The organism is Roseateles sp. P5_E4 (assembly GCF_054049255.1).
The window spans coordinates 196,248-213,424 of the sequence record NZ_JBFUMS010000010.1 but is presented as its reverse complement, the minus strand read 5'-3'; the positions used below and the strand labels follow the sequence as shown (position 1 = coordinate 213,424).

The 17,177-nt window shown below is 66.7% G+C and carries 20 protein-coding genes; 9 read left to right on the top strand and 11 right to left on the bottom strand.

Going from position 1 to position 17,177, the window contains the following annotated elements:
- Positions 1 to 60: 60 nt before the first annotated feature.
- On the top strand, positions 61 to 342 hold the full coding sequence (locus ACXJLH_RS20355; protein WP_056191800.1) for a BTH_I0359 family protein: 282 nt from the start codon (positions 61 to 63) through the stop codon (positions 340 to 342).
- 94 nt (positions 343 to 436) lie between these two features.
- A complete protein-coding gene (locus tag ACXJLH_RS20350) occupies positions 437 to 2,749 on the top strand; it encodes an ATP-binding protein (RefSeq protein WP_457445901.1) in 2,313 nt (770 codons plus the stop codon).
- A 16-nt stretch (positions 2,750 to 2,765) separates the two neighbouring features.
- On the opposite strand, the gene ACXJLH_RS20345 is transcribed toward ACXJLH_RS20350, so the two are convergent.
- The 4 genes from ACXJLH_RS20345 to ACXJLH_RS20330 are packed head-to-tail and all read right to left on the bottom strand — an operon-like array spanning position 2,766 to position 5,220.
- Complete coding sequence (locus tag ACXJLH_RS20345) at positions 2,766 to 3,074, bottom strand: hypothetical protein (protein ID WP_457445900.1); 309 nt, start codon at positions 3,072 to 3,074, stop codon at positions 2,766 to 2,768.
- 39 nt (positions 3,075 to 3,113) lie between these two features.
- Positions 3,114 to 3,629: an N-acetyltransferase family protein gene (locus tag ACXJLH_RS20340; RefSeq protein WP_457445899.1), complete on the bottom strand. Its 516-nt coding sequence runs from the start codon at positions 3,627 to 3,629 to the stop codon at positions 3,114 to 3,116.
- On the bottom strand, positions 3,626 to 4,192 hold the full coding sequence (locus ACXJLH_RS20335; protein WP_457445898.1) for a helix-turn-helix domain-containing protein: 567 nt from the start codon (positions 4,190 to 4,192) through the stop codon (positions 3,626 to 3,628). The genes ACXJLH_RS20340 and ACXJLH_RS20335 overlap by 4 nt, the downstream gene beginning before the upstream one ends.
- Positions 4,193 to 4,221: 29 nt before the next feature.
- Positions 4,222 to 5,220, bottom strand: a complete 999-nt coding sequence (locus tag ACXJLH_RS20330; protein WP_457322848.1) for a questin oxidase family protein — start codon at positions 5,218 to 5,220, stop codon at positions 4,222 to 4,224.
- Between the two features lie 30 nt (positions 5,221 to 5,250).
- On the opposite strand from ACXJLH_RS20330, the gene soxR reads away from it, so the two are divergent.
- From soxR to ACXJLH_RS20310, 4 genes are all read left to right on the top strand, one after another.
- The gene (gene soxR, locus ACXJLH_RS20325; RefSeq protein ID WP_235531787.1) at positions 5,251 to 5,739 is read left to right on the top strand and encodes a redox-sensitive transcriptional activator SoxR; all 489 of its coding nucleotides are present in this window, start codon (positions 5,251 to 5,253) and stop codon (positions 5,737 to 5,739) included.
- A gap of 91 nt (positions 5,740 to 5,830) precedes the next feature.
- On the top strand, positions 5,831 to 6,607 hold the full coding sequence (locus ACXJLH_RS20320; protein ID WP_457445897.1) for a ferredoxin--NADP reductase: 777 nt from the start codon (positions 5,831 to 5,833) through the stop codon (positions 6,605 to 6,607).
- 47 nt (positions 6,608 to 6,654) lie between these two features.
- Complete coding sequence (locus ACXJLH_RS20315) at positions 6,655 to 7,227, top strand: nucleotidyltransferase domain-containing protein (protein WP_457445896.1); 573 nt, start codon at positions 6,655 to 6,657, stop codon at positions 7,225 to 7,227.
- The gene (locus tag ACXJLH_RS20310) at positions 7,211 to 7,645 is read left to right on the top strand and encodes a hypothetical protein (protein WP_457389707.1); all 435 of its coding nucleotides are present in this window, start codon (positions 7,211 to 7,213) and stop codon (positions 7,643 to 7,645) included. The genes ACXJLH_RS20315 and ACXJLH_RS20310 overlap by 17 nt, the downstream gene beginning before the upstream one ends.
- Positions 7,646 to 7,661: 16 nt before the next feature.
- Here ACXJLH_RS20310 and ACXJLH_RS20305 read toward each other — a convergent pair whose 3' ends face one another.
- The 6 genes from ACXJLH_RS20305 to ACXJLH_RS20280 all read right to left on the bottom strand — a co-directional run bounded on the left by ACXJLH_RS20305 (position 7,662) and on the right by ACXJLH_RS20280 (position 12,285).
- Positions 7,662 to 8,498, bottom strand: coding sequence for a LytR/AlgR family response regulator transcription factor (locus ACXJLH_RS20305; RefSeq protein WP_457445895.1), 837 nt, complete (start codon positions 8,496 to 8,498; stop codon positions 7,662 to 7,664).
- A gap of 18 nt (positions 8,499 to 8,516) precedes the next feature.
- A complete protein-coding gene (locus ACXJLH_RS20300; protein WP_457322851.1) occupies positions 8,517 to 8,918 on the bottom strand; it encodes a hypothetical protein in 402 nt (133 codons plus the stop codon).
- Entirely contained in the window at positions 8,915 to 10,357 is a 1,443-nt protein-coding gene (locus tag ACXJLH_RS20295) for a sensor histidine kinase (RefSeq protein WP_457445894.1), read from the bottom strand. The genes ACXJLH_RS20300 and ACXJLH_RS20295 overlap by 4 nt, the downstream gene beginning before the upstream one ends.
- A gap of 216 nt (positions 10,358 to 10,573) precedes the next feature.
- The gene (locus tag ACXJLH_RS20290) at positions 10,574 to 11,143 is read right to left on the bottom strand and encodes a YceI family protein (RefSeq protein WP_056191784.1); all 570 of its coding nucleotides are present in this window, start codon (positions 11,141 to 11,143) and stop codon (positions 10,574 to 10,576) included.
- A 51-nt stretch (positions 11,144 to 11,194) separates the two neighbouring features.
- Positions 11,195 to 11,728: a YceI family protein gene (locus ACXJLH_RS20285; protein WP_056191782.1), complete on the bottom strand. Its 534-nt coding sequence runs from the start codon at positions 11,726 to 11,728 to the stop codon at positions 11,195 to 11,197.
- Between the two features lie 20 nt (positions 11,729 to 11,748).
- A complete protein-coding gene (locus ACXJLH_RS20280) occupies positions 11,749 to 12,285 on the bottom strand; it encodes a cytochrome b (RefSeq protein WP_457322853.1) in 537 nt (178 codons plus the stop codon).
- Positions 12,286 to 12,502: 217 nt separating this feature from the next.
- Between ACXJLH_RS20280 and ACXJLH_RS20275 the strand changes: the two genes are divergently transcribed.
- From ACXJLH_RS20275 to ACXJLH_RS20265, 3 genes are all read left to right on the top strand, one after another.
- A complete protein-coding gene (locus ACXJLH_RS20275; RefSeq protein WP_457322854.1) occupies positions 12,503 to 13,615 on the top strand; it encodes a TRAP transporter substrate-binding protein in 1,113 nt (370 codons plus the stop codon).
- Between the two features lie 63 nt (positions 13,616 to 13,678).
- On the top strand, positions 13,679 to 14,347 hold the full coding sequence (locus tag ACXJLH_RS20270; protein ID WP_457445893.1) for a TRAP transporter small permease subunit: 669 nt from the start codon (positions 13,679 to 13,681) through the stop codon (positions 14,345 to 14,347).
- Positions 14,340 to 16,211, top strand: a complete 1,872-nt coding sequence (locus tag ACXJLH_RS20265; protein WP_457445892.1) for a TRAP transporter large permease subunit — start codon at positions 14,340 to 14,342, stop codon at positions 16,209 to 16,211. Before ACXJLH_RS20270 ends, ACXJLH_RS20265 begins: the two co-directional genes overlap by 8 nt.
- On the opposite strand, the gene ACXJLH_RS20260 is transcribed toward ACXJLH_RS20265, so the two are convergent.
- Positions 16,153 to 17,106, bottom strand: coding sequence for a DMT family transporter (locus ACXJLH_RS20260; RefSeq protein ID WP_457445891.1), 954 nt, complete (start codon positions 17,104 to 17,106; stop codon positions 16,153 to 16,155). The genes ACXJLH_RS20265 and ACXJLH_RS20260 overlap by 59 nt on opposite strands.
- Positions 17,107 to 17,177: the final 71 nt, after the last annotated feature.

The following is a 17,177-nucleotide window of genomic DNA, read 5'->3' as shown; positions in this document are numbered from 1 at the left end:
AACCAAGCGGGGCTTGAAACACCAGGCCTCACCCGCAGCTGAAGCCCTGAGGAGAACTCCATGCACATGCTTTACAACTCCGACAGCTTCATCGTCGTCCAGTTCGACGTCCCACACGCCGAGCTCCAGGCGGTGGAGGCCGGCCCGCAGCTGAACCGAGGCGGTTTTGAGATCGTCGACAAGTTCGCCCGCAAGGAAATCTTCATCGAAGGCGCCCTGGCCGAATCCTTCCAGCAAGGCGTGCAGGCCCTCATCGACGATGGCGAGCCTTCCGAGGACGAACTGGACGCCTTCATCGAGCGCTATGCCGTGATGGGCCAGCAACCGGTCGTGATGCACTGAACGTTTAGGGGGCCGATCTGACGTTGCTCTGCCGCCAAGCCTGATACAAGATGGGTCCGCGCCGCCGCTGCAGGCTGCGCAAGGAGCCCATCGAATGGTGAAGCGAGTCGCCGCTGAGACAGCCGCCCGGGCATCTGCCCGCTTGCTGCCCTCGCCCGGCCTGGACAGCGCTCCGGTGCTGGACCGCATGTGCTCGCAGTTCGTGCTGACGCTGACCGTCAGGCACGCCGGCCGCTTCAACCTGCGGCGCGACTTCAACGGCCTGCTGTCCTTCACGGGCCGCCATCTCGTCTGGCCCACGCGTGTGCTGCAAAGGCTGCGCGGCTATCTGGGCCAGCGCTGCGCCGGCAACGAGTTGTGGCGCGGCCACGATGCGCTGAGTGACGAAGCCTTCCTCGACCGCTTCGGCCAATGGAGCGGCCCCTTCTCGGAAGCCACACTGTTCTTCTACCTCGACGAATACGTCAAGGATGCGCCCAAGGACATGATGGCCCTGCTGGCCACCACCTGCGAGTACCTGGACCGCCAGCTCAAGCGCGAGTCGACGCTGGTCGAGAAGAACATCGCTGCGCTGGGCACGCTGCTGCAGCTCAACCCCGCCGAGCGGGCCATCCTGCTGTACGGCACCCTCGCCCGCTACCAGCGTGAGCTGCGCGGGGCGCTGGTCGAGTTCAAGGTCAACACCGCGCAGGAAGCCTTCGCGGCAATCGCCGCCGTTGCCGGCGTGGACGAACGCGAGGTCGCCGAGGCGCTGCGCGCCGGTTCACGCCTCGAGCGCATCGGCATGGTCGAGAACCTGATCTCCGAGCACAACATCACCGACCTGGCCGACCTGATGAAAGTCAGCGACCAGCTGCCGCCGGTGCTGATGCGCGAATACCAGGGCCCGCATGACCTGATGGCCGTGTTCACGCGGCCCGCCACGCTGAGCACGCTGGGCGCCAGCGATTTCCAGTTCGTCAGCGACGACCTGGGCTTGCTGCAAGGCCTGTTGCGCCAGGCCGTCACCACGCACGCGACCGGCGTCAACGTGCTGCTGTACGGCCCGCCGGGCACGGGCAAGACGGAGCTGGCCAAGGTGGCTGCCGCAGCTGCGGGGCTGGATCTGTACGAGGTCGAGTATGCCGACCGCGATGGCAACTCACTGTCGGGCCGCGACCGCTACCGTTCGCTGCAGATCAGCCAGGTCTTCCTGAAGGCCAGCGCCAATGTGGCCCTGCTGTTCGATGAGGTCGAGGACGTCTTCCCGCCGCTGTCCAGCGACACGGCCTCGCTGCTGAACCGGCTGGACGCCAGCGGCGAAGGCGGGGTCGGCAACTCGGTCAGCGGCAAGGCCTGGGTCAACCAGATCCTGGAAACCAACCCGGTGCCGGTCATCTGGGTCACCAACCGCATCGAGCAGATCGACCCGGCCTTCCGGCGCCGCTTCCAGTACCACCTGGAGCTGAAGTCGCCGCCGCCCGGCGCCCGCAAGGGGCTGGTGGCCAAGGCGCTGGGTGAGGTGCCCGTCAGCGAAGGCTTCATCGCCAAGCTGGCGGAACGCCCGGGCCTGACGCCCGCGCAGATCCGCACAGCCGTACGCTTCGCCCAGCTGGCCGGCTCGGCCGACGACGCCGAGAAACTGATCGAGCGCCAGCTGCTCAACGCCGACAAGGCCCTGGGCCGCGACGACGGCAGCAGCATGGCCCGGCCCTGCGTCACCAGCTATGCGCTGGACCTGCTGAACTGCGAAAGCCGCTTCGAGATCCCGCGCATCGTCGAGGCATTGCGCCGCAAGGGCGCGGGTCAACTCTGCTTCTACGGGCCACCCGGCAGCGGCAAGACCGCCCTGGCCGAGCACATCGCCCAGGCCCTGGGCCGGCCGCTCATGGTCAGGCGCGCCAGCGACATCGCCAGCAAATTCGTCGGCGAGACCGAGCAGAACATGGCGCGCATGTTCGAAACGGCCCAGACCGAAGGCGCCGTGCTGCTGCTGGATGAAGCCGACAGCTTCCTGCGCAGCCGCAAGCATGCCGAGCGCAACTACGAGGTGTCGGAGGTCAACGAGATGCTGGCCGGCATGGAGCGCTTCAGCGGGCTCTTCATCTGCACCACCAATCTCTTCGACGATCTGGACGAAGCGGCGCTGCGGCGCTTTGCGTTCAAGATCCGCTTCAAGGCGCTCAAGCCCGAGCAGCGGGTGGCGATGTTCGAGCGCGAGGCGGGCGCCGCCCCGGCCGATGAGCAGCGCTCACGGCTGGTGGCGATGGACTGCCTGACGCATGGCGACTTCGCGGCCGTGCGCAACCAGGTCGAGATCCTCGGCGAGGCATTCACGCCGGATGAGTTTTTGGCTCAACTGGAGGCGGAGCATCGGGCGAAGCCGGAGGTGAGGGAGCGGCGGGGGATTGGGTTCAGGGCGGGTTGATGCTCGACGGCGCCTGCTAGCGTGACGCCGCGAGAAGGCGCTGGTACTCGGCCTTGGCGCGTCTGTAGGAAACCACCCAGAGCGCGAACAGACCGGAAAAGATCGCCAAGAGCACCGCCATCGCCACGTCTGGCATCAGGCGCTGAAGGCCCCACGCCAAGCCCAAAGCAATCAACTGATACAGGGGCACCATCGGAAAGAGGGCGACGCCCGCTTTGGGCTCACGCCCGTGCCTGACATGAACGGTGTTGCCCTCGACGATCTCAATCGCGACGGTCTGCACGCACAACACCACGCTCAATACAAGGGCGACCAGAAAGATCATGTCCAGACACTCATCGCGACGAAGCGAGCTGAGTCAGCATCAAAGGATGCGGAAATAGTAGGTCGTCGAGCAGAACGGCCCCTCCGGCATCAGCGCGTAGTTAGGGATGTCGCCGGCTTTCAGCCACCCCAGTCGCTCATAGACCCGCGACGCATCGCTGCCTGTGACGGTGTCCAGCACCAGCGTCGTCTTGCCCAACTCGCGCGCCTTCGCCTCCAGCGCGCGCAGCAGCCGCTCGGCCACGCCCTGGCGGCGCATGCGGCGGTGGACCAGCATCTTGCTGACGTCAGCCCGATGCGGCTGGTTGTCGGGCATGTCGATGACGAGGGACAGCGTGCCGCAGATGCGGCCTCCCTCGTCCTCCGCGACAAAGAGATGGCGCTCGCCGGCCGCCACGCCAGCGGCCACCTTGCGCCAGAACGCCTCCGGGCGCCCCTCAGCCAAAGGCAGCATGAAACCCACCGACGCACCGCCCTCGACGCAGTCGCGCAGCACTTCGGACAGTTCATCCATGCGGGCCAACGCCTCGGCGCCATCGAGTTCGCGGACTTTCATGGGCGTGCTCCCGTGAGAGCCACGAGGTAGCGCGCCGGCTTGGTTCCAGGATTGTGGAAACGGATGGGCGCATCCAGCCGCATCGCCAGGCAGTCGCCCGGGTTCAGCTGCCACTGCTCGCTGCCGTGGCCGATCTCCATGGCGCCATCGATCATCCAGACGAGCTGGTGGATGTCGGCATCACGCTCCGAGGTTTCGAAGGAGACGCGCTGGCCGGCCGGGAAGATGACGTCCACCAGTTGCAGTGGCGACACGCCGGCGGGCGACACATTGCGGCGGCGGTAACCCGAGGCCGGGTCGTCCCAGACGGGTTGCTCGGCTACACGCGCCAGCGGCGAGGGTGTGGTCGGTGCCGGACCAGCCTCGAACATCGACGCGACGCTGACGCCGAGCGCCGACGAAAGCTTGTCGAGCACCACGGCCGTCGGGCTGCTCTGGCCGCGCTCGATCAGCGAGATGTTGGAGCGGCTGACGCCACTCTTGTTGGCCAGTGCGTCGAGCGACAGGCCGGCAGCCGAGCGCAGTTCGTGCAGGCGATGGCCGATGCGTTGCGTGATATCCATTCATCCAGTTTACTGGAATTTGTTTTCCATCAAAATGGAATTGCACGTTCAACGACGCGGCGCCAGGCCGGATCGGGCCAGCGGCGGCCAAGGCGCCAGGCGGCGTGGGTGAGCTTGATGGCATGGGCATCGTCCTGTTCGCAGGCCGCCGCGATCAGCGCCGGCCAGGGGCGGCTGGGTGGGCGGTCGAGCATCAGCGCCGGCTCGGCGCCGCTGGCCAGCAGGCCGGCAGCAGCGGCGACGCTGAAGCCCCGCGCCAGCTGGGGCGCCGGCCACCAGGGCTCCAGCACCACCATCGCGTGGCTGGCCGTCAGCAGATGCAGCACGGTGAAGTTGCCGGTCGCCGCATAGGTGCGGGCCGCCAGCAGCGCCAGGTCGCGCAGTGCGTCCGGCCCATGGCGCAGCCGCCCGGCGACTGCGGCGAAATCCGGCGATTCGCCCCAGGCCTGCATGCGGCCGTGGATCAGCGCACCTGCCGGGTAGGCCGGACGCGACAGCTTGCTCAGCGCCGGCAGCCAATCGGCCAGTTCCAGCGGCGGGCCGTCGGCCGTGGTCGGCAGCGGCAGGAAGTGGGCCGCCCAGTGCGCAAGGCCAGCGGCCAGCTCGCCCTCGTGGCCGGCCAGCACCGCATGGCCGGTGCGGATCAGGCCATGGAAGGCGATGGCACCGACACCAGGCAGCAGCAGGGACAGAGCCTTGCGCAACGTGCCGGCCGCACCGATCTCCGCAATGCGCGCCGCGAAGTGAGCATGCCAGGCGGTCTCGCTGTCGGGTCGGCCCAGGTCGCGCTCGACCGTGACGCTGCCCGGGCGAGCGGCGACGCGTGGTTCGAGGTGGACTTCGTAGCTTTCGGTCCAGGCCTGCAGCCGCGCCGCCGAGGCGCCCAGCTCCAGCAAGGCCTGCTGGGCCATGGGCAGGTGGTTGCTCAGTCGGCCCCGGTAGGTGGGCGCCAGCGCCGCACCGGCGTCGAGCAGATGGTGCAACTGGGCCAGCGTGGCGGGCGCGGGCAAGGCGGTCTTGGTCAGCATGGCGGCTCTTGGCTGTGGGAACATGGCGCCATGCTCGAAGTTCAAGTGGACTTGAAGTCAAGCGCCATGGAGTCCGCCGCACCGCTGACCATCGGCCAGTTGGCCAAGCGTGCCGGCGTGGCGGCCAGCGCGCTGCGCTTCTACGAGGCCGAGGGCCTGATCGCCGGCGGCCGCAGCGCCGGCGGGCACCGCCAATACCCCCGCCACGTGCTGCGGCGGGTGGCTTTCATCCGCGCGGCCCAGGTGGTGGGGCTGACGCTGCCGCAGATCAAGGCCGCCCTGGCCACCCTGCCTCAGGGCCGCACCCCCACCAAGGCGGATTGGACGCGGCTGTCGGCCGGCTGGGCGCCGTTGCTGGACGAACGCATCGCGGCCCTGCAGCAGCTGCGTGAGCGGCTGACGGGCTGTATTGGCTGTGGCTGCCTGTCCCTAAAAGCCTGCGCGCTGTACAACCCCCAGGACGTCAAGCGCAGCGAGGGTGCCGGGGCGAGGCTTCTGCGCATCGAAACCGCGACTTGACCCCTTGGCGACGGCGGGTGAGCACTTCCCGGCGAAAATACCCGGGTTAACCCGCCAAACCGTCCGCCAAACCGTCCCCAAAACGACTGCCATGAGTGCCTTCCACGAAGAGACCGTCCTGACCGTCCACCACTGGACCGACCGCCTGTTCAGCTTCACGACGACGCGCGACCAGGCCCTGCGTTTTTCCAATGGCCACTTCACGATGATTGGCCTGAAGACGGAGACGGGCAAACCGCTGCTGCGCGCATACAGCATCGTCAGCGCCAACTATGAGGAGCAGCTGGAATTCCTCAGCATCAAGGTGCCCGACGGCCCGCTGACCTCCAAGCTGCAGCACATCAAGCCGGGCGACAAGATCATCGTCGGCCGCAAGCCCACGGGCACGCTGCTGATCGACTATCTGCTGCCGGGCAAGAACCTCTATCTGCTGGGCAGCGGCACGGGCCTGGCGCCCTTCATCAGCGTCGCGCGCGACCCCGAGACCTATGAGCGCTTCGAAAAGGTCATCGTCGTGCACGGCGTGCGCCACGTGAACGAGCTGGCCTATCACGACCACCTCACGGTCGACCTGCACCAGCACGAATTCCTCGGCGAATTCGCTGCCGAGCAGCTGCTGTACTACCCGACGGTCACGCGCGAACCCTTCAAGAACATGGGCCGCATCACCGACCTGATCCAGACCGGCAAGCTGCAAGAAGACCTGGGCCTGCCGGCGCTGGACCCCGAGACCGACCGCATCATGCTGTGCGGCAGCCCCGCGCTGCTGAAGGACATGCAGGAGATGCTGGAGATCCGCGGCTTCAAGGAAGGCAGCACGACGACGCCGGGCGACTACGTCATCGAGCGCGCTTTCGTCGAGAAGTAATGTGACATTCCTTTTTCAGGTACATTCGTTCCTGAATTAGGAATTTCATGCGCCCACTGGATGTCTTGCTATCGCCCGCGGAGCAGCGCCTGATGAGCGCCGTGATGCTGCATCCCGACCGCGATTTCGGCACGGTCGAGCTGCTGGACCGCATGGGCAGCAGCCGCAGCGCTGGCAGCACGGTGCTCAAGCGCTGGGTCGACAGTGGCCTGCTGCGCGAGCGGCGGGTGGGCAACCAACGGCGGCTGGCGGCCAACCCCGCGTTTCTGCTGTATCCCGAACTGCGACGCATGATTGTGAAGACGGTAGGTGTTGCACAGCCCCTCGCGCAAGCCCTGCACCCCCTGGCCCATCGCCTGGAGAGTGCTTTCGTATTCGGCTCCGTGGCCGCCGGCACCGATGACAGCGAGAGCGACATCGACCTTGCCATCGTCGGCGACATCACGCTGTTCGACGTATCGCCGCTGCTCGACGCTGCTCAGGCCGAACTCGGGCGACCTGTGCACGTCAACCTCTACACGGCGGCGGAGTGGGCTCAGAACGACGACCCCGTGCTGACTGCCGTGCGGCAAGGTCCGCGGATCGATCTGATGGAGGCGTTGCATGCCGAGGCCGGTTGAGTACGACGCGCTGCTGAAGATCGGCAGCTTCAAGACAGCAGCGTCGAGCCCCTCCGCGATCGCCCAATTCCTGCACACGGCGCAGGACATGCTGGACGCCACCGCGGCCCCGATGCCCGACTCCGCGAGATTCCTGCTTGCCTACGAAGGCATGTTCAGCGTCGTCATGGCGGTTCTGGAATTCAACGAAGTGCGCCCTGGCGACGCAGGCGGCCATCGCGCGACCGCCATCCAACGGGTGGCCGCCGACCTCAAGCTCGACGCCGCACAGCAAAGTGTGCTGGCACGGCTGCACGACATGCGCAACCGCGTGACCTACCGCGCGCCGCTGCCACCGATCACCAGAGCCGACGCCGATGCCATGCAAGCGGTGCTCAGGGCGCTGCTACCCGCGGCCAAGACATTGATCGGCGCTTAGGCGGGCGCCATCCGCATCACATGCCCTTGAACAGGTGCGTATAGCTGCGGCTGACTTCGAGCTTCTCGGTCAGACCGCGCACCCCCACCAGCTGGCGGCCGCGGAAGTCGCGGGTGATGCCGTCGATGGCGCGCGCATTCACAAGCGTGGAGCGGTGGATCTGCCAGAAGACCTGCGGGTCCAGCTCGTCCACCAGCTCCTTGATGGGCTTGCGGATCAGGGCCTCGACCTTGGCTGTCTGCACCCGGGTGTACTTCTCGTCGCTGATGAAGAACAGCACGTCCTCGACCGGGATCATCTGGATGGCCTGGCCGACCGTGGCCTGGATCCACTGCAGATATTGCGGCTTGCCAGCCGGGTTCATCTGCCCCGACAGCTTGTGCAGTAGCTGCTGCAGCGGCACCGGCGCGCTGTCGCTGAAGTCGTTGGAGGGCGCCTCGCGCTGGGCCAGGCGCTTCTTGATGCGAGCCACCGTCAGCTGCAGGCGCTCGCGCTCGGCGGGCTTGAGCACGTAGTCGGCCACACCCTGCTCGAAGGCTTCGACGGCGTACTGGTCGTAGGCCGTGATGAAGACGATCTCGGGCACCAGCCAGTCGTCGTCTTCGGGGCCCTCATCTCCCATTTGGGCGATCTGGCGGGCGGCCTCGACGCCCGTCAGGCCCGGCATGCGGATATCGAGGAAGACGATGTCGGGCTTGTGCTCCTTGGTCAGCTCGACCGCCTCGAGGCCGTTCTTGGCCTCGGCGACGATGTCCAGCTCGGGCCAGACCTCGGTCAATCGGGCGCGCAATTGCTCGCGCATCAGTCTTTCGTCGTCGGCCAGAACGGCGCGGATGGGTGCTGCAGTGTTCATGCCGACGATGCTACTAGCTCAGACCGGCGTCGACCTGCTCGCGTTCGCGCGGCGGCGGTTGCGCATGACGACGAAGAGCAGCAGGCCGAGCAGGATCAGCGGCGAGCCGAGCACGGCGCCGACGCCCAGCAGGCTGGCCACGACCAGGGCCAGCACGCCGCCGACGATGAGCAGCGGCAGGGCCACACCCAGCAGCAGCACCAGTGGCACGACGATGACGCAGATGATGCCGGCGACGAACAGGCCGATGGTCGCGCCCAGCCAGTCGCCGACATCGCTGCCGCCGAGGAAGAACTCGCCGTCGTCCAGCACGATGTGCATGTCGGGGCCGCCATGGTGCAGCAGCGCAAAGCCGCCGAACATCGCCATCAGGACCATCAGCGCGGTGCCGATGAACAGAATCTTGAACAGGGTTTTCATGCCGTGGCTCCTTCGTCGTTGCGGCTGCGATAGGGCACGGTGATCGTGACGACCGTGCCACTGGGTTGGTTCTCGGTGACGGTGACGCTGGCGCGGTTGCCGTGCAGCAGTTGCAGGCGTTCGCGGATATTGGCCAGGCCCACGCCGGTGCCCGAGGTGGCGGCCCGGCCAAACCCCAGGCCCGTGTCGGCGACCGTGACGGCCAGCTTGCCGTGCACGATCTCGGCCTTGACCTTCAGCGTGCCGCCCTCGGCCTTGGGCTCCAGGCCATGCTTGATGGCGTTCTCGACCAGGCCCTGGATCATCATGGGCGGGAATTCGGCGGACAGCAGGCCCTCGGGCACATCGATCTCGGTCTGCAGGCGCTCTTCCATGCGCACCTTCAGGATCTCGAGGTAGGGCTTGATGACGGCCAGCTCGCGGCCCAGGTCGCGGGTGGCGGTGGCGTTGGCCTCACGCATGGTGGGCATGGAGGCCCGCAACAGCGCGATGAGGTTCTTCTGCATCTGGCTGGCACGCGGCGGGTCGGTCTCGATCAGGTGGTCGATGGAGGCCAGCGTGTTGAACAGGAAGTGCGGCTCCACCTGGGCCTGCATGGCGGCCATGCGGGCCTCGATGACCTGGCGCTTCAGGGCCTCGCTCTCGGCGTTCTCGGCCGCCTGGGCAGCCTTGACCTCGGCCTGAATGCGGCCCTTGTACATGGCCTTGATGACGGCGGAGGCCAGGATCCACAGGATGGCCAGGTCGACCAGGGAGTCGCCGGCATGCACGATGGTGACGCGCTTGCGGCTCTGCGCGTCCTTGGCTTCCTCGGCGGCCTGCTGCAGGGCGGCCTGGGCGTCGGCGGCGGCTTCCTGGGCTTCCTTGACCTCCTCGGCCTCCTGCTTGAGCTGGCTGAGCTGCTCCTTGGCCTGGTCGATGGCGGCGCGGATGTCCTCGGGACGGGCGCTCTTGGGGAAGTCGATGGAAATGGCCGGGGCCTCGTTGGCCTTGGGCTCGCCGTCGTCGCCTTCGGCGGCGCTGGCTGCCGAGGCTGCGGAGCGCACGGGCTGGATGCGCACACCACGCTCGTCGATCTTGACCTCGTAGTGAACGCCCTTGTCGGCCACCTTCTTGCCGCCCTTTTCGGCCCTGTCGACCGCCTTGCGGGCCTGGTCGGCAGCCTTCTTTGCCTCGGCCTCGAGCTTGGCCTGGCGGCGCACGGCGCCGTGGTCATGCTCCTCGACCTGCTCGCTGATGCGCCAGGTGAAGGGAGGCAGGTTCTTCAGCACGTTGACGCCGATCAGCAGCGCCAGCGACAGCAGCACGAAACGCTTCCAGCTGATGCCCACCAGCCAGCCGGCGTAGATGTGGAAATACCGCACCACGGTGGCGGAAAAACGCTGCCAACGCTCGATCCAGAGCTTTTGCTGGGGGCTGGGGGAGAAGGAGGGAGTCATGGCCGGGGTCTGTCGTTGGGAGTCACTGTACGCAGGGGCTTTGGGCGGCGCGGGCCCGGCGCGACACTCCGGCCGGGACGCATGACGAACTGCATGGGGCTGCGACAGGCCGTGCCGGTCGGCGTGACACCGCCGTGAAGGGCTCGGGAATAGTTCACGGACCACACAGCAAAAAGCCCGCCAGAGGCGGGCTTGCAGAGGGCGTCGGCAGGCAGATTACTGCTTGATGGCCTCGACCTGGACCAGCAGGCGGATGGCGTCGGGCGTGACGGCCGGCATCGCATAGACGATGCCCCATTGGCTGCGCTGGATGGTGGTCTCGAAGTCGCCGCCGCAGACCTCGCGCTTCAGGCGCGGGTTCTCGTAGCAGTTGAAGTTGGTGGCCGTCAGCGTGACCGGGTTGGTCTTGCCGCGCAGCGTCAGCTCGCCGGAGACGCTGGCCACCTTGTCGCCGTTGAAGCTGAACTTGTCGCCGACGAACTTGGCCGTCGGGAACTCCTCGACGGCGAAGAAGTCCTTGCTCTTCAGGTGGCCGTCGAACGGGGCCGTGCCGGTCGTGAGGGAGGCCATGTCGATGGTGAACTCGACCTTGCCGGTCTTGGCGGCCTTGTCCAGCGTGACCGTGCCTTCCTTCTTGTCCCAGCGGCCGCGCAGCGTGCTGGTGCCGAAATGCTTGGCTTCGAAGGTGACCGCGGTGTGGCTGGGATCAATGGCGTAGGTGGCGCTTTGGGCTTGAGCGGCGCCAGCGGCGGCGATCAGGGTGGCAAGCAACAGGGCATTCTTCATCGTGAAGGTCTCCGGGGGGTGGGAAGAGAGGGGTGGGAGGTTACAGGCCGACTAGATGCCGGAAAAGGACAGTTTGAACTTCACGGTCACGTCGTTGGCGACCATCGACGTGTCGGCCCATTCGCCGTCACCGATCTTGAAATCCAGGCGCTTGATGGCCACGCTGCCGCTGGCCACGCCAGAGGCCAGCGTGAGGGGCACGACGACATCGCGGCTGGCGCCCTTGATGCTCAGCTTGCCGGCCACGTCGTACTTGCCGGGGCCGGTGGCCTTGATGCCGCTGGACACAAATGTGGCCTTGCCGTTGCGCTTGGTGTCGAACCAGGGCGTCTTGGCGAGCTCGGCGTCGAAGCTGGCGTCGCCCAGGGACACGCTACCCAGGTCCACCGTGAAGGCGATCTTGCCGGCCTCGGGCTTCTTGGTGTCGAAATCGAGCTGGGCTTCGAACTTCTTGAACTTGCCGTCCACCGGCACGCCCATCTGCTTGAAAGTGAAGCTGAGGTCGCTCTTCTCGGGCTGCAGCGTGGCGGCCTGGGCGGCCAGGGCGCTGGTGGCGATCAGCAGGGCGGAGATCAGGCGTTTCATGAAGTCCTTTCAGGTGCGGTTCAGTTGCGACCCAGGCCCATGCGGGCAAGCAGGCCATCACGGTCGATGAAGTGATGTTTGAGGGCGGCGCCGACATGGCCGGCGACGAGCAGGCCCAGGCCGTAGGCGGCGAAGTGGTGCACCAGCTTCAGCGTCTCGGCGAGTTCCTTGTCCTTGCCCACGAAGTCCGGCAGCGGCAGCACGCCGAACCAGACGATGGGAAAGCCCGCCGCCGAGCTGTAGGCCCAGCCGGACAGCGGCACGGCGAAGAACAGCACATAGAGCAGGTTGTGCGTCACATGGGCGGCGCGCAGCTGCCAGGCCGGCATGGGGATGTCGGCTGGCGGGCGGTGCGTCAGGCGCCAAAGCAGGCGCAAGGCGGACAGCGTCAGGATGGTGACGCCGGCCCATTTGTGCCAGTTGTAGAGCTTGAGCCGTGTCGGCGAGAACGGCAGGCTGGTCATGTACAGGCCCACGCTGAAGGCGCCGACGATGGCCAGCGCCAGCAGCCAGTGCAGCGCGATGGCGATGGGGGTGTAGCGGGTGGCAGGGCTCATATGGGTTCGCAGTGTGTTCCCGGCAGAGGGGGGAGCGGTTCATTGGCGTTGTCGCCAATGTTCAGCGATTTTGAACGGCTCGGGGGTGGTGCGTGCAATCCCGTGGGTTTGACCCAGTTGCGCACCGACTGCGCCCAGCCAGACTCAGCCTCAGCGGCGCGCGCCCGGCCGCAGGTTCTGTTGAAGGCGCATTCAAAACATCCATTGGAGACAGCCCATGACCCAGAAACCCAGCGCTCGCCGTCGTTTCATCAAGACGGCCGCGGCCACGACGGCCGGGGGTGCCGCCCTGGCAGCCCCCATGATCTCGAAAGCGGAGACCGTCAGCCTGCGCTTCCAGTCGACCTGGCCGGCCAAGGACATCTTCCACGAGTACGCCCAGGACTTCGCCAGGAAGGTCAATGACATGGCCGGCGGCCGCCTGAAGATCGAGGTGCTACCGTCCAACGCGGTGGTGCCGGCCTTCCAGTTGCTCGAGGCCGTCAACAAGGGCACGCTGGACGGCGGCCATGGCGTGGTGGCCTACCACTACGGCAAGAACTCGGCGCTGGCGCTGTGGGGCTCAGGCCCGGGCTTCGGCATGGACCCGAACATGCTGCTGGCCTGGCACAACTACGGCGGTGGCGAGGCCCTGCTGGAGGAGATCTACAAGTCCATCAGCATGGAGGTGGTGTCTTTCCTGTACGGCCCGATGCCGACCCAGCCCTATGGCTGGTTCAAGAAGCCGGTGGCCAACCTGGACCAGATGAAGGGCGTCAAGTTCCGCACCGTGGGCCTGGCGGTGGACCTCTACACCGAGCAGGGTGCGGCCGTGAACCCGCTGCCGGGCGGCGAGATCGTCGCGGCGCTGGACCGCGGCCTCATCGATGCGGCCGAGTTCAACAACGCCACCAGCGACCGCATCCTCGGCTTCCCCGACGTGGCCAAGAACTGCATGCTGCAGAGCTTCCATCAGAGCACCGAGCAGTTCGAGATCCTGTTCAACAAGGGCAAGTACAACGCGCTGCCGGCCGAACTGAAGAAGATCATCGACTACGCGGTGCAGGCTTCCAGCGCCGACATGAGCTGGAAGGCCATCGACCGCAACTCCAAGGACTACGCCGAGATGAAGAAGGGCGGCGTGGCCTTCTACAAGACGCCGGACGCCATCCTGCGCAACCAGCTCGAATCCTGGGACAAGGTGATCGCCAAGAAGTCGGCCGAGAACCCGCACTTCAAGAAGGTGCTGGACAGCCAACGTGCCTTCGCCCTGCGTGCCGGCCAATGGCAGAACGACTACCTGGTCGATTTCAAGATGGCCTGGAACCACTACTTCGCCAAGAAGGGCTGAAGGCGCGCCGAGCACGTGAATCGACGGGCCCTTCGGGGCCTGTCCTGCATGAGGGGTGATGCGATGGATGTGCAGAAGCTGCTGCATCGGGTGGACGGCATCAGCACGTGGGTCGGGAAGGCCTCCGCCTGGTTGATCGTCGTGCTGATGCTGATGGTGGTGGCCGAGGTGTTCAAACGCTATGCGCTGAACATGCCGACGGCCTGGATCTTCGACGCGAGCAACATGCTCTACGGCACGCTGTTCATGATGGGCGGCGCCTACGCGCTGGCCCACGACGGCCACGTGCGCGGCGACTTCCTCTACGGTCGCATGCGGCCGCGCACCCAGGCCTGGCTGGACCTGGTGCTCTACGTCGTGTTCTTCCTGCCGGGCATCGGCGCGCTGACCTGGAGCGGCTGGACCTACTTCGGCGACTCGCTGCGCATCCACGAGACCACCTTCAACGCCACGCCGCTGCCGGTCTACCCCTTCAAGGCCATCATCCCGCTCGCCGGCGCGATGGTGATGCTGCAGGGCCTCGCCGAGATCCTGCGCTGCATCGTCTGCATCCACACGGGCGAGTGGACGCCACGGCTCAAGGATGCCGAGGAGATCGACGTCGTCGAGCAGCAGCTGGCGGCCAGCACGCATGTGGACGCCGACGCGGCCCGCGAGGCCATCGACCGGGCCAAGAACATCGATGACATCGCGCGCCAGCGCACCACCGCTGGAGGCAACACGCATGAGTAATGCCGCTCTCGGCCTGACCATGCTGAGCCTCATCGTGGTCGTCATCCTGCTGGGTTTCCCGACGGCGTTCACGCTGATGGGCCTGGGCATGCTGTTCGGCTTCGTCGCCTTCTACGACCCCGGCCAGCCCTGGCTGGACAACCGCATCTTCGATTTGATGGTGCAACGCGCCTACGGCGCGATGAACAACGACACGCTGCTGTCGATACCGCTCTTTGTGCTGATGGGCTATGTGATGGAACGCGGCGCGCTGGTGGACAAAATGTTCCACAGCGTGCAACTGGCCTTCCGTCGCCTGCCGGGCTCGCTGGCGGTGACGACGCTGGTGATCTGCACCTTCTGGGGCATTGCCAGCGGTCTGGTCGGCGCGGTCGTCGTGCTGATGGGCGTCATCGCGATGCGGCCCATGCTGAAGGCCGGCTACGACACGCGCCTGGCCGCGGGCGTCATCACGGCCGGCGGCACGCTGGGCATCCTGATCCCGCCCTCCGTGATGATCATCGTCTACGCGGCCGTGGCTGGGCAATCGGTCGTCAAGCTCTACGCGGCGGCGATGTTCCCGGGCTTCTTCCTGGCCTTCCTGTACCTGGTCTACGTGATCGGTTGGTGCATGATCAACCCGAAGGTCGCGCCGCAGTTGCCGCCGGAGCAGCAGCGCGCACCGATCTCGCCGGCCATCGCCGCACTGGCCGATCGCTATTCGCCGCGCATGCTGTGGGCACTGCTGAAGGCGGTGCTGTCTCCTTCAGGCGCACCCATGGGATGGGGCCGGCTGCTGGCCAGCCTGCTTCGCGCCCTGGTACCCGTGTGGCTGGCCCTGGTCTGCCTGGGCACGACCTGGTGGTACGTCACCGACTACACGCAAAAGACCGAGGTCAGTGCGCCCGCGGTGATGCAGAAGCTGGATGCGCCGGCCGCACCCGGCGGGCTGCAGGAGCCGCCGAGCCCATCGGGCGGCCTGGCCGAACCGCCAGGGGCCAGCGGCGGGTTGCAGGAACCGCCCGGTGCCCTGGCCGAACCGGGCGCAGCCAAGCCCGCCGCCGACGAGCCGCTGCAGCGCATGGGTGGCGCAGTCAGCGAAGCACCCCGACCCGAGGCCGTACCGAAGAACTTCTACACGGGCTTCGCCATCGTCTGCGTGCTGACGGCCCTGCTGCTGGCCTGGTACTACTGGCGCTTCGACGCCGAGCAGTACGAGATCCTGACCATGCTGGTGTCGTCGGTGATGCCGCTGGGCATCCTGACGCTGGTGGTGCTGGGCGTCATCCTGTTCGGCATCACCACCGCCACCGAATCAGCCGCAGTGGGTGCGGCAGGTGCCTTCCTGATGGCCTGGCAGGCCGGCTCGCTGACCTTCAAGAAGACCCGCGAGGCGGTGTTCCTGACCGCCAAGACGACGGCCATGGTCTGCTGGCTGTTTGTCGGCTCGGCGTTGTTCTCGGCCGTGTTCGCGCTGCTGGGCGGGCAAGCGCTGGTGGAGCGCTGGGTGCTGTCGATGGACCTGACGCCGCTGCAGTTCATGCTGCTGTCACAGGCCATCATCTTCGTGCTGGGCTGGCCGCTGGAGTGGACCGAGATCATCGTCATCTTCGTGCCCATCTTCCTGCCGCTGCTGGCGCACTTCCAGATCGACCCGATGCTGTGGGGCGTGCTGGTGTTCGTGAACCTGCAGGCCGCTTTCCTGAGCCCGCCGGTGGCCATGTCGGCCTTCTACCTGAAGGGGGTGAGCCCGCCGCATGTGACGCTGAACCAGATCTTCGCGGGCATGATGCCCTACATGCTTATCGTCATCCTGTGCATGGTGTTCATGTACGTGTGGCCGGAGATGACGCTGTGGCTGCCGGGCTACCTCTACGGGCGCTGACGAGGAAGACGCCGGCCATCACCAGCGTCGTGCCGAACACGATCCAGGCGTTCATCGGCTCACCAAGGATGAAGACGCCCATCAGAATGGTGCTCATCGGCCCGACCATGCCGACCTGCGATGACAGCGGTGCGCCAATGCGTGCGATGGCCAGCATCACCATCAGCACCGGCGCCACCGTGCAGGCGGTGGCATTCAGCAGCGACAGCCACATCACCGGCTCGGGCACGATGAAGGCGGAGGCGGGCTTGAGCAACGCGAACTGCGCGATGCACAGCACGCAGGCCACGCTGCTGGCCAGGCCTGCCAACCGCATCGAGCCCAGGCGCTGCACGACCTTGCCGGACAGCGCCAGATAGACGGCATAGCTGACGGCACTGCCGAACACCAGGGCCGCCCCGAACGCCGTGTCGGTCCCCTGGAAGCTGAGTTCATGCGCGAACACCGCCACGACGCCGGCATAGCTGATGGCCAGCGCAATGACCTGCCGCGCCTGCAGCCGGTGGTGGAAGAAGACGACCGACAGCAGCAGCACCAGCGTCGGGTTGAGGTAGAGGATCAGCCGCTCCAGGCTGGCCGTGATGTAGGCCAGGCCGGCGAAGTCGAGGTAGCTCGCCAGGTAGTAGCCGGTGAAGCCGAGCACGCCGATGTCGCGCCAGTCGCGACGCGTCAGCACCGGCTTGCCGCGCCCGGCCCACCAGGCCAGCGCCACGAAGAAAGGTAGGGCCAGCAGCATGCGCCACATCAGCAGCGTGACCGCGTCGACGCCGTGGCGGTAGGCCAGCTTGACGATGATGGCCTTGCCCGAGAAGCCGATGGCGCCCAGCACCGCCAGCAGCAGGCCCAGCCACCTGCGGCGGTCAGCGGCGGGCTGGAGCGGCGGCGGGGTCGGCATCATCCTGGCGCATGGTGCGGCCCAGTCTAGGCCGGCGCCGCGCGACGACGGCACTTGACTGGTGAAGCTTC

Bases quoted from the DNA above. Each gene is read 5' to 3' on its own strand.
- ACXJLH_RS20345 (WP_457445900.1), bottom strand. From the start codon at position 3,074: ATGATCTTTCTGGTCGCCCTTGTATTGAGCGTGGTGTTGTGCGTGCAG.
- ACXJLH_RS20280 (WP_457322853.1), bottom strand. From the start codon at position 12,285: ATGAGCCCTGCCACCCGCTACACCCCCATCGCCATCGCGCTGCACTGG.
- ACXJLH_RS20295 (WP_457445894.1), bottom strand. From the start codon at position 10,357: ATGACTCCCTCCTTCTCCCCCAGCCCCCAGCAAAAGCTCTGGATCGAG.
- ACXJLH_RS20305 (WP_457445895.1), bottom strand. From the start codon at position 8,498: ATGAACACTGCAGCACCCATCCGCGCCGTTCTGGCCGACGACGAAAGA.
- ACXJLH_RS20330 (WP_457322848.1), bottom strand. From the start codon at position 5,220: ATGCTGACCAAGACCGCCTTGCCCGCGCCCGCCACGCTGGCCCAGTTG.
- ACXJLH_RS20320 (WP_457445897.1), top strand. From the start codon at position 5,831: ATGAGTGCCTTCCACGAAGAGACCGTCCTGACCGTCCACCACTGGACC.
- ACXJLH_RS20260 (WP_457445891.1), bottom strand. From the start codon at position 17,106: ATGCCGACCCCGCCGCCGCTCCAGCCCGCCGCTGACCGCCGCAGGTGG.
- ACXJLH_RS20270 (WP_457445893.1), top strand. From the start codon at position 13,679: ATGGATGTGCAGAAGCTGCTGCATCGGGTGGACGGCATCAGCACGTGG.
- ACXJLH_RS20300 (WP_457322851.1), bottom strand. From the start codon at position 8,918: ATGAAAACCCTGTTCAAGATTCTGTTCATCGGCACCGCGCTGATGGTC.
- ACXJLH_RS20265 (WP_457445892.1), top strand. From the start codon at position 14,340: ATGAGTAATGCCGCTCTCGGCCTGACCATGCTGAGCCTCATCGTGGTC.
- ACXJLH_RS20290 (WP_056191784.1), bottom strand. From the start codon at position 11,143: ATGAAGAATGCCCTGTTGCTTGCCACCCTGATCGCCGCCGCTGGCGCC.
- ACXJLH_RS20315 (WP_457445896.1), top strand. From the start codon at position 6,655: ATGCGCCCACTGGATGTCTTGCTATCGCCCGCGGAGCAGCGCCTGATG.
- ACXJLH_RS20340 (WP_457445899.1), bottom strand. From the start codon at position 3,629: ATGAAAGTCCGCGAACTCGATGGCGCCGAGGCGTTGGCCCGCATGGAT.
- ACXJLH_RS20310 (WP_457389707.1), top strand. From the start codon at position 7,211: ATGCCGAGGCCGGTTGAGTACGACGCGCTGCTGAAGATCGGCAGCTTC.
- ACXJLH_RS20335 (WP_457445898.1), bottom strand. From the start codon at position 4,192: ATGGATATCACGCAACGCATCGGCCATCGCCTGCACGAACTGCGCTCG.
- ACXJLH_RS20350 (WP_457445901.1), top strand. From the start codon at position 437: ATGGTGAAGCGAGTCGCCGCTGAGACAGCCGCCCGGGCATCTGCCCGC.
- ACXJLH_RS20285 (WP_056191782.1), bottom strand. From the start codon at position 11,728: ATGAAACGCCTGATCTCCGCCCTGCTGATCGCCACCAGCGCCCTGGCC.
- ACXJLH_RS20355 (WP_056191800.1), top strand. From the start codon at position 61: ATGCACATGCTTTACAACTCCGACAGCTTCATCGTCGTCCAGTTCGAC.
- soxR (WP_235531787.1), top strand. From the start codon at position 5,251: ATGCTCGAAGTTCAAGTGGACTTGAAGTCAAGCGCCATGGAGTCCGCC.
- ACXJLH_RS20275 (WP_457322854.1), top strand. From the start codon at position 12,503: ATGACCCAGAAACCCAGCGCTCGCCGTCGTTTCATCAAGACGGCCGCG.